This window comes from Flavilitoribacter nigricans DSM 23189 = NBRC 102662 (genome assembly GCF_002646595.1).
In the GTDB taxonomy this organism is placed as follows: domain Bacteria; phylum Bacteroidota; class Bacteroidia; order Chitinophagales; family Saprospiraceae; genus Flavilitoribacter; species Flavilitoribacter nigricans.
The window spans coordinates 223,996-233,003 of record NZ_PDUD01000026.1 but is presented as its reverse complement, the minus strand read 5'-3'; the positions used below and the strand labels follow the sequence as shown (position 1 = coordinate 233,003).

The window sequence follows — 9,008 nt, the reverse complement described above, 5'->3', positions numbered from 1 at the left end:
GTGTCATTTATAACACCATCCGGCCACATAGCTCGATTGGCTATAAAACCCCGGATGAACTCGAATTACAAAATCAGAATCTCTACTTTAGTGTGGTTGCGCATTAGGGGAAGAGCACAAGAGCACTTAGATCATAAAACCTAACTTCCTACATTAAGAACTACTTCGCTTAAGTTTATTATAACAATCTAAATTGTCAAACCAATTTTTCATGATTTTGGGCCATACAAATCCCCTTCCCTTCCTACCATTCCACCCAAAATCCCCAATAGAAAAAACGGCTTTCCCTGGGGAAGCCTTCCGTTTTTTACTCTTTGCCGATTTCTCCTTGAAATGCTGTTTAGTGCGGGTATAAATTTTTAATAACCCTAAAAGGAGAATCAAAATGGCTTACAATAATACAGTAAAACTTATCGGCAACTTGGGCAAAGAAGCCCGTGTTGTTGAATCCAGCAATGGCACATTCGCCGCTTTGTCAGTTGCTACTACCGATAGCTACAAAGACCAGGAAGGCAACTGGCAGGATAAAGAGACCATCTGGCATGATGTTGTCATCTTCAATCCGAAACTGATTGAATCTGTGAAAGCCTTCAAGAAAGGCACCAGACTGGAGATCATCGGTTCCCTTTCCTATCGTCCATTCGAGATCCAGAATGACGATGGTACTGCCATTACCAAAAAGGAAGTCAGTATCGTAGCCGCCAAGGTCGATCAGGCTCCATTGGTCAAGAAAGACCAAAGCGCCGCATAGGCGCTCATGAGGGCTATTCGTAGCCCTCTTTTTTCTATTCACTCCGGATCTTCAAATAGGATCGAATTTACCGCCAGTTTCCCCGGCCCTTCCGAAGGGAAAGTACTTTGCGGTTCCTCAATACTCTTTACCCGGTGCTGAATAATGTAATCAAAAAGAGCGCCCAGGTACTGACCTTCAATCCGGATGGTCAGTCGGGAAGTATAAAGTGTAATGAGTGCATTCCCATCGTATTCAATCGGCGACAGAATATCATGATAATGGACCGCCTTCTGCTCGCCGGAACGCATCACAAATTTGAGTGCTACGGCCATAGACGCATCTTTATCCGTCAGGCCGTAATAAACACTCTCACCCCGAGTCTTGAAAGATGGGTTAGTCTTCTGATTTAGGATCTTCGAGATATTGCTATTTTGATCGGACAGGCGCATGTTTTATCGGTTGTGGTGGTTTAGGAATCATACTGATAATGCCTACAGTTTTATTCTGCCATGTATCCTTCAGATTGGCAACCTTGGATACAGCTGTACGGTAGATCGAGCCGATGACCTTCAACTTGTCGAGGCCAGTTCTTTCCGGCTGTTGGCCGGAGCTGGCCACTTGTCCGGCCGTCATACGCTGTGAAGACCGCTGAACGGATCGTAGCAATTGTTGCTTATCATCAGTATGGATGGATATAGCAAACTTTCCTCTGGAGGCCGACACATAAAACTGCTCTTTACTCGCTGCCCGGCCGGTCATCGTCGATTGCATGATAATCACCCGGTTGACGCTCTTTCCCTGGGATCCCGGCGAGGTAGTGTAGTAGCCATGTGACAGGTTGCCGAAATTTTTGCCGACGGTCACTTCATTTTTGCCCGTGGAGGCAATGATGTTGCCCTTCTGATCGAAGCCGACTACTGACAATATATTGCCATTATTCAGCCGTTTTTTCTCATTCGAAAAACCGTTCTGTGTAATCCGGATCTGATCACCCTGGGCAAGTTCAATTTCCTCCTTGCGGTATACAGAGAATTTATTGGCTGCCTTGACTGGCAAAACCATCCGGTTTTTCTGTTCATCCGCAACCAGCACATCACCGTTTTGATCTTTGCCTAAAACCTGGTACTTAGTGCCACGTTTGATGCCACCTTTTACATTCTGGTGGAATTGCACGATCATGCCTTCCGAATAATTGGCCCGGTCTTTTTTCTGCGCATCAGTATAAGACAAGTTCTTTTGTACCGCATACCGCTTTTCTTCTCCCCTAAGCATACCTTCCGTTTTCAGCTTTTCCCGGATCGTTTCGGTCACGGCCTTTCCCTGAGCGTGGGTGGTGGCCACGATCAGGACATTTTCCTTGGCTTTGACGGAAGCTGCATATTCGCCGGCCACGTTGACCTTGGCCTGCTCAAAGTCGGGTGCTTCCTTGATCGCCCCCATCCGGTCGAGCAACTGGTAGCCTTTTTCGACCTGGTCCTTGGAAATGTTTTCTACAGCCTTACGGTAGGCATCCACCTTTTGCCGCTGGATCTTACTGATCCGCGCCGGTTGGATACCACCGAATTCTTCAATTATCCGGAGGGCATCACCGCGTTCTACGGAGCCATGTTGTTTAGTATCGCCGGTGAGCAGGATACGGGCGTTTTGTTCCTGGGCAACTTTGATCACCTGGTTCATGGTCTTGTTGCCGACCATCCCCGCTTCATCCACCCAGATCACTCCGTCTTTAACCGATTCCTGCAACTTTTTACTTTGTAACAATTCGGCGATCGTTGTAGCATTTTCAAATCCATCACCTCTTTGCACTTCTCTGGAAGCCGCAGATGACGGCGCAAAAGCCCCAAATGTTACAGCTTTTTCTTTCATGCCTTCCGCCACTTCTTTGATCGACCAGGTCTTGCCGGTGCCAGCATCACCGGTTACCACAGTAATGAAATCTTTTGAGGAAAGTACATGCTTTACCGCTGCGGTCTGCTCTGCTGTCAGCATTTCATTTTTCACTTGGTAGTCGGAGTGTATAGGTTGGAAGGTGCCTTTGCCAGCCCGGGCGCTATCCCGTAGCCGGTTTTCTTCTGCCAATGCTTCCGGCGTGGTGTAGATCACCTCTCCGGATTTCCGATCTTTATTACTGAGCAGATCCTTCCTGGAGGCAAGTTCTTTTTCCAGATCCTCTGGCGTAATCGTGCCGATGCCACGTTTGAGCCCCAAGATCAGAAGCTCTTTTTCGCCGGCTACTGATTTTCGTTCCAATGAATGATCGAGTGCATAGTCAAAGGCTTCTCTGGCCCTTCCCATTTTCTTTTCAACAGCAGTTCCGCCGCCCGGCGGCGGCTCCCCTTTGGCGGTGTGGACCAGCTCCAGTTCCTTTTCCGACAGCCGGGAACGCCACTGCAGACGGATATCCTCTTTATCGTAGCCGTCGCGTTTATTGGCTCTGGTCTTAGCACCTAGCTCGGCTTTATCTTCCGCAAAGGTCAGGCCCAGCTCTTTGGCCTTCTGGTTGATCTCGCGGGTGCGGTTGGAGTATTTATCAATGGTCGATCTTCCAAATCCTTTGAACTCAAAATCCCGTTCGTTGCGCTCGATCTGATAACCGACCTTTTGCAGTTTATCGGCCAGGCGGGAATTGAAGACCGCTTCGTAATAGGCTCCATCGGCTTTGATATCCCCGAACTGAGCGGCCTTGAAACGTTTCTCCTGATCATCGTAGGTGACATTGAACACGAATACATGTTGGTGCAAATGTGGGTCCGGAATACCTCCAACCGGGCGCGCATCATCGTGTGTGAAGGTACCCCAGACCAGGTTGCCCGTCGTTCGATTTTCGTTCCGGCCATTGCTGCGTACCCGGGTTGCGGCATTTTGTTCAATCTCCAACATCGTTTCCTGAACGGCGGCGTTGAATGCCTCATAGATTTCATTATCTTTGGTCAATCCGTAAACTACACTTACCGACTTGGGCACACTGAAAGTAAAGTCGTATCCGACCCGTCTGGAGGAGGCATTTCGGACGGTCAGTTGTTCTCCAGTCGCCGGATCTTTGTTGTAGGCCAATGCCTCGAATTGTTCTTTCCCAACATCTCCGGACAATCCCAAACGTTCAGCTGTACGTCCCTGCCACTTGCCGATGATCTCCCCTTTCTCGGCATAGTAGTCGGACTTGGTCAGTCCCTTGTTGAAGTACTGAAGGGCTCCCGCAGCTGATCTACTGGTGGTAATTCTTAGCATAGAGCAGAGTATAGATTAATTCATTGATTTGGTACAGGCGTCTCCCCTAAGCACTGCCTTAGGATCTGAAAGCAATTTAAAACCGTTGCTTAACTGATACAAGATCAATGAATTGGAAAATGCGGGAATACTGAAAATGGAGGACAAGGTGATACAAATTGTCACATGAAATCGTGGTAGGTTTATAGCGATAGATACTTTTAATTTCTAAAACAACCATCATTCAAATGTCTTCAAACAACAAATCTATTGTAACCGATCTAGACTACCCACTTGTCAAGTTTTCTCAAAGCAAAGAGGATTGGTGGACGATACGCGATGCAGTTCGAGGGGTTCAAATTTTCGGAGGGATCGGTTCAGGAAAGAGCTCTGGCTCTGGAAAAACTTTAGCCAAAGCATTTTTGAAAAACGGTTTTGGTGGCCTAGTCCTCTGCGGTAAACCAGACGAAAGAGAAAACTGGGAAAAGCTGGCTAAAGAAGCTGGACGGGAAGACGATCTGATTATTTTCCGGGAAGACAGCCAGTATCAATTCAATCCGCTCGATTATGAGTTAAACCGAACAGGCAAAGGTGCCGGTGAAATCTTCAATCTCAGCTATCTTTTTATGGAGATCTACAAAATGGGTAACCGATTTTCGGGAGGAGGCGGTGATGGAGGTGATGGAGAGCGTTATTGGGACAATGCACTAAAACGCTGTATCAACCGAATGATCCAATTGCTCAAATTTTCAGGAGAGAAGGTCAGTATTGAGAATATGATCAATCTACTGTCCCAAGCTCCTTATGAGGAAGACATGAAAGATTTATCTGAATTGAGCAATGAGGAAATAGAGGGAGTAGGAGAGAAAAACTTTTGCATTGGATGTATCATTAAAGCTAGCGCAAGATGTGATAATACGCCTTTAGAAAAAGAATGCGAATTCGTCACGAATTACTTTACTAACGAATTTTCAAGAGTTCCTGAAAAAACAAGAGCTATCGTTGTTGAATCATTCCTAGGGCTAGCAGAACCATTTACCTCTGGCATATTAAAAAAACACTTTTCCAAATCTACTAACTTGTATCCCGAAGCTACCTTCGAAGGAAAAATCATAGTGCTTGATTTTCCAGTCAAAGAATACCTGGCATCAGGAATATATGCTCAGGGCATTTATAAGCTTCTGTGGCAACAGGCAGCCGAAAGAAGAAATCCTAATGAAGATCTCCTACCTGTGTTTTTGTGGGTAGATGAAAGCCAACTCTTTCTTTCCGATTATGATCAGATCTTTCAGACCACTGCCCGAAGTTCCAGGGCTTGTACGGTCTTCTTAAGCCAGAACATTTCAAATTATTACAGCGCAATAGGGGGAAAAGATCCTCGTCCCAAAATAGATTCATTGCTTGGGAATTTAGGCACTAAAATCTTTCATGCTAATAATGATGCCGTTACAAATGAATGGGCGGCAAGGACAATTGGAAATGCCTTTAAAAATGTCCGTTCGATCAATGTTGGTAAAAATGAGAACACATCTGCAGGTATTTCACAGCAGTTGCTTCATCTGGTTGAACCAAGGGAATTCACTATGCTTAAAAGCGGTGGATTTGAAAATGATCTAAAAGTTGAGGGGGTCATCACTGTAGCGGGAAAGACCTGGAGCAATAATCTAAATTTTTACAGAACCTTTTTTGACCAAAGTGTTTAATCATGAAAACAACCTCGTCTAAAGTCGCCCGGATCAGCGACAAATCAATAGTGAATGATCTGGCCGGAAGAGTTTTCTCTGCTTCCCGAAGAAAACAGCCTATCATTATCGCATTCTTCTATTATATATTTAAGTTCTTGCTTTCAGTTGGAGCTTATGTTCCCAGAGCTATTTTTAGAAAAAAGCTTGGAGAAAGAACTTTTGGCGTTATTACAGTACTATCCGTTTACCTGTTTTTCGCCTTTGTTCAAATTTCTGTAGACGCAATTCCGGAAGGCAAGAAAGTCTTTAATCAAAGTTTACAGGCCTTAAATATTGATAGGCTCAACTGGGAAAGTGGATATAGCATCGGTGAAATATATCTTATACTAACCTCAACTAACCAGGGAGAGGAAACGGTGGGTATGCTAAAGACCTATTTACTAACCTCGATCCTGAAAAATCCAATCCTGAAATTTCATGGCCTCCTACCTGATCTAAAATATCTGTATTGGATCGTTCTGTTGTTTTCTTTCTTCCATTTCATAGAAGTGAGACTTAGAAAAAATAGAGATGAAATAATTCACTCTTACCATCGAGGAAAATCTCTTTTTAACTGGCTTGCAGAAAAAAGAATTTTTGGCGTTGAAATCAAAGAAAGGTACCTCTGGATGATCCTGGAACCAGGCTTTATCTATGTTCTCGCCATTGGATCAACACTATTACCTGGCATTAATACATTGCCTCTGGTTCTTAAGATTTCAGCAGCTTGTTTATTTTTAGAAGAATATAGAGTGTTTATCGAAAATAGGTCAATGTTACTGGATGTGATCGACAGCCAAATGGACGGAATGAAACTTGCTCAGGTACAGGCGGAATACATGGAAAGACTAGGTGAGGTTGATCATCCTGAAAATCGGAAAGTGGATTTCCCAAATGTTGCCTCAATTGATTAAAGTTAAAACCTAGAATAATGTCAAATACCCTGATCATTGGAATTGCTGCTTTTTTGATTCTGTCTATTTTCATTGCAAATTTTTGGGAACTTTTTAAGAATTTGCTGACAGTAAGGAATGGATCTAGGAGTACTAAAATAATTAGGACGGTTTTGATTATTGCAGCTATAGCTGCACTTGTCGTTATCGGATATTTTACTTTCTTTTCCAGCCATTCTTTTTCCATTCCATCTATCAATTCGCAGGCTTCACAAGCTTATTACAATAATCCAGACTATTGGCATGACTATATACATTATCGAAATGATCAATTTACCAAAATATACAATCCGTACTATTGGAGAGTAGCTATTTATGGGAAGTGGAAAAAAGTTGAGGAGGTCGGATACAATGTAAGGGAAGTAGCGGAAGGGTATGAAGTTATCAATAAATATTTAATAAGCGAATTCTCCAATGACTCCATTTTAACAGTGAAAATTAGACAGTCAAATAAGACTCAGGAGTACAGATACTATTTTGACGATCAGCAAAGACTTAACAAAATTGAAGGTCCAAATTCGGAAGCTCACTTATATAGCTACGAGAATGGAAATGAGATTAAGGAGTATTCTATGTTCAAAAAAGATGGCTTGGAAGTACGGCATACTATTACATCGCTGGGTGGGAAAAATTACAAAGTATCAATTTATGATAAAAATGGTACTTTGATAAGCGAAGAGATCCGTGAACATGACATATTTGGTTTCCCATCGTCTGCTACCATTCTGCAATTATTTCAAAGAGAGCATAAGGAACTAATCGGATCTCAAGTAGAGTATAAATCGGTATTCGAAGAAACTGAAAAGATAAGTTTTGAATACCAGGGGCCGGAAAGGAAACGAATCACGAGATTCTTAGTTCGGGGACAAGAAGCAACTCAAGTTGAAGGAAAAGGATATCAGACTTTGCTTTATGAACCGAATTGGAAGCTTGGTGAAGGTTCTATAATTCAAAAACGACAATTACGATTTAATGCAGAAGACAAGAATGACAATTGGATCGTCTGTATCTACTTCGAAAATTCCAGAGCAAAAACCATCAATTTACGACAGGTTACTTATAATGATGGGACTGTAGTTGGATCTATTGCCCCGGAAACCATTAAAAATATTAACATAGGGCAATAGATCAATGAACCTTAAAACCCTCGTGAAAAAGGTTTTCCACCCCCACGAGGAAGGCTATTTTCTAAATCATTTTCTTGAAGATCAAGATTTTCTATCAGCTCTCGAGCTTCTCGAAAGCCTTCATTTTCAAAGATCATTTCTTTTAATGCATGGGTAGATTCGGGGCCAAATTTCCCATCAATTATGCCTTCGTATTTCCCGTCCTTCTTAAGCCCTCGTTGAACATCTTTTATCTGCTCTAGTTGAAAAGGAGTGAGTGCGCCATCTAGTGACTCCTGAAACAGTTTTTGTCTTGTAGATTTATCCATCAAGCCTAAAACATAAGCTTTATCAAAAGTACTTATTTCATTGCTATCTAATACCTTTTCATCTTGGGTGGAATTGTAGGATTGATGCTGCCGTTGTAATTTGGTTTGTGAAAACATTGTCGTCTCCTTTAAGTTGATTGACAATCATAGGATACCACAAAAAGATTAAAAAAAGGTAAACAAAAATTCATTTTTACCGGCCCCTCCGGATCACCGGTGCTTTCACCTTTTTCACCGACTTCGACTGCCGTACAATTTTAGTAGCCGTCTGCTTCAGCATAGCTGCCCCCTTGGAAGGTGGAGATACTGACTTTTGCGGCGCTTTTGGTGTTTGGGACTTACTCACCATCGCTTTCAACTTGGATGCTCCTATCGACGGAGCGGCTTTCTTTTGGAGTTTGGGTTGTGGCCGTTTAGTGAAGTTTTGCCCACGAGCCTGGACACTTTTCTGGGTATCCTTTGTAAGCGGCCGCTTTCCCGGCTGGGTAAGACCAGATCTTTTCTTCTTCCAAGTAGCCATTGCCCTGGTCTTGTCCTTTAGGCCGACAGGAACGGACCGAGAAAAAATCGCCCGGCCTTGCCTTTCAGCTTTCTTTTTCGATCGCTGAATCCTGTTTTTCATAGTGGACAATGACGGACGCCGGCCGGAAATCTTTCCTTGCTGCACCTTTGCCGCCCAACTTTGCGACCTGGTCATTCCCTGCGCTTTCACCTTTTTACTCCAGCTACCCGCTTCCGTTTTAGTTTTTTCAGGAGCTTTAGTTTCTCCTCTCGATTTTACCTGACCTCTAAACCGTTCCGGATTATATCGGGCCTGTTGCACCCGATTCCGCCAGTATGAACTATTACCTTTTTTTGCCATGATCGAAATTTTTGGTTGATGTTAACCAAAAATTAATCATTCTATGCTATGCTGGTAGAGCAGCCGGTAGGCTGATTTTCCAAATTCCCGCCTT

General features: G+C 43.6%; 8 protein-coding genes. 4 read left to right on the top strand and 4 right to left on the bottom strand.

What is annotated here, in order from left to right:
* Positions 1 to 385: 385 nt before the first annotated feature.
* Positions 386 to 751 (top strand): single-stranded DNA-binding protein, encoded by a 366-nt coding sequence (locus tag CRP01_RS22740; protein WP_099152412.1) that lies wholly within the window; start codon positions 386 to 388, stop codon positions 749 to 751.
* Positions 752 to 789: 38 nt separating this feature from the next.
* On the opposite strand, the gene CRP01_RS22735 is transcribed toward CRP01_RS22740, so the two are convergent.
* Positions 790 to 1,065 carry a hypothetical protein gene (locus tag CRP01_RS22735; protein ID WP_143473501.1) on the bottom strand — a complete coding sequence of 92 codons (276 nt, stop codon included), beginning with the start codon at positions 1,063 to 1,065 and terminating at the stop codon, positions 790 to 792.
* A 94-nt stretch (positions 1,066 to 1,159) separates the two neighbouring features.
* Positions 1,160 to 3,961: a MobF family relaxase gene (mobF, locus tag CRP01_RS22730; RefSeq protein ID WP_099152410.1), complete on the bottom strand. Its 2,802-nt coding sequence runs from the start codon at positions 3,959 to 3,961 to the stop codon at positions 1,160 to 1,162.
* A 227-nt stretch (positions 3,962 to 4,188) separates the two neighbouring features.
* Here mobF and CRP01_RS22725 point away from each other — a divergent pair, with 227 nt between their 5' ends.
* The 3 genes from CRP01_RS22725 to CRP01_RS22715 are packed head-to-tail and all read left to right on the top strand — an operon-like array spanning position 4,189 to position 7,744.
* Positions 4,189 to 5,643, top strand: coding sequence for a type IV secretory system conjugative DNA transfer family protein (locus CRP01_RS22725; protein ID WP_099152409.1), 1,455 nt, complete (start codon positions 4,189 to 4,191; stop codon positions 5,641 to 5,643).
* 2 nt (positions 5,644 to 5,645) lie between these two features.
* Entirely contained in the window at positions 5,646 to 6,578 is a 933-nt protein-coding gene (locus CRP01_RS22720; protein WP_099152408.1) for a hypothetical protein, read from the top strand.
* A gap of 17 nt (positions 6,579 to 6,595) precedes the next feature.
* Positions 6,596 to 7,744 (top strand): hypothetical protein, encoded by a 1,149-nt coding sequence (locus tag CRP01_RS22715; protein ID WP_099152407.1) that lies wholly within the window; start codon positions 6,596 to 6,598, stop codon positions 7,742 to 7,744.
* Positions 7,745 to 7,755: 11 nt separating this feature from the next.
* Here the strand turns inward: CRP01_RS22715 and CRP01_RS22710 are convergent, their stop codons facing one another.
* On the bottom strand, positions 7,756 to 8,169 hold the full coding sequence (locus CRP01_RS22710) for a peptidoglycan-binding domain-containing protein (protein WP_099152406.1): 414 nt from the start codon (positions 8,167 to 8,169) through the stop codon (positions 7,756 to 7,758).
* 76 nt (positions 8,170 to 8,245) lie between these two features.
* Entirely contained in the window at positions 8,246 to 8,914 is a 669-nt protein-coding gene (locus CRP01_RS22705) for a hypothetical protein (protein WP_099152405.1), read from the bottom strand.
* Positions 8,915 to 9,008: the final 94 nt, after the last annotated feature.

Excerpts from the sequence above, each read along its gene's own strand:
- mobF (WP_099152410.1), bottom strand. The coding sequence starts at position 3,961 with ATGCTAAGAATTACCACCAGTAGATCAGCTGCGGGAGCCCTTCAGTAC.
- CRP01_RS22740 (WP_099152412.1), top strand. The coding sequence starts at position 386 with ATGGCTTACAATAATACAGTAAAACTTATCGGCAACTTGGGCAAAGAA.
- CRP01_RS22705 (WP_099152405.1), bottom strand. The coding sequence starts at position 8,914 with ATGGCAAAAAAAGGTAATAGTTCATACTGGCGGAATCGGGTGCAACAG.
- CRP01_RS22725 (WP_099152409.1), top strand. The coding sequence starts at position 4,189 with ATGTCTTCAAACAACAAATCTATTGTAACCGATCTAGACTACCCACTT.
- CRP01_RS22710 (WP_099152406.1), bottom strand. The coding sequence starts at position 8,169 with ATGTTTTCACAAACCAAATTACAACGGCAGCATCAATCCTACAATTCC.
- CRP01_RS22715 (WP_099152407.1), top strand. The coding sequence starts at position 6,596 with ATGTCAAATACCCTGATCATTGGAATTGCTGCTTTTTTGATTCTGTCT.
- CRP01_RS22720 (WP_099152408.1), top strand. The coding sequence starts at position 5,646 with ATGAAAACAACCTCGTCTAAAGTCGCCCGGATCAGCGACAAATCAATA.
- CRP01_RS22735 (WP_143473501.1), bottom strand. The coding sequence starts at position 1,065 with ATGGCCGTAGCACTCAAATTTGTGATGCGTTCCGGCGAGCAGAAGGCG.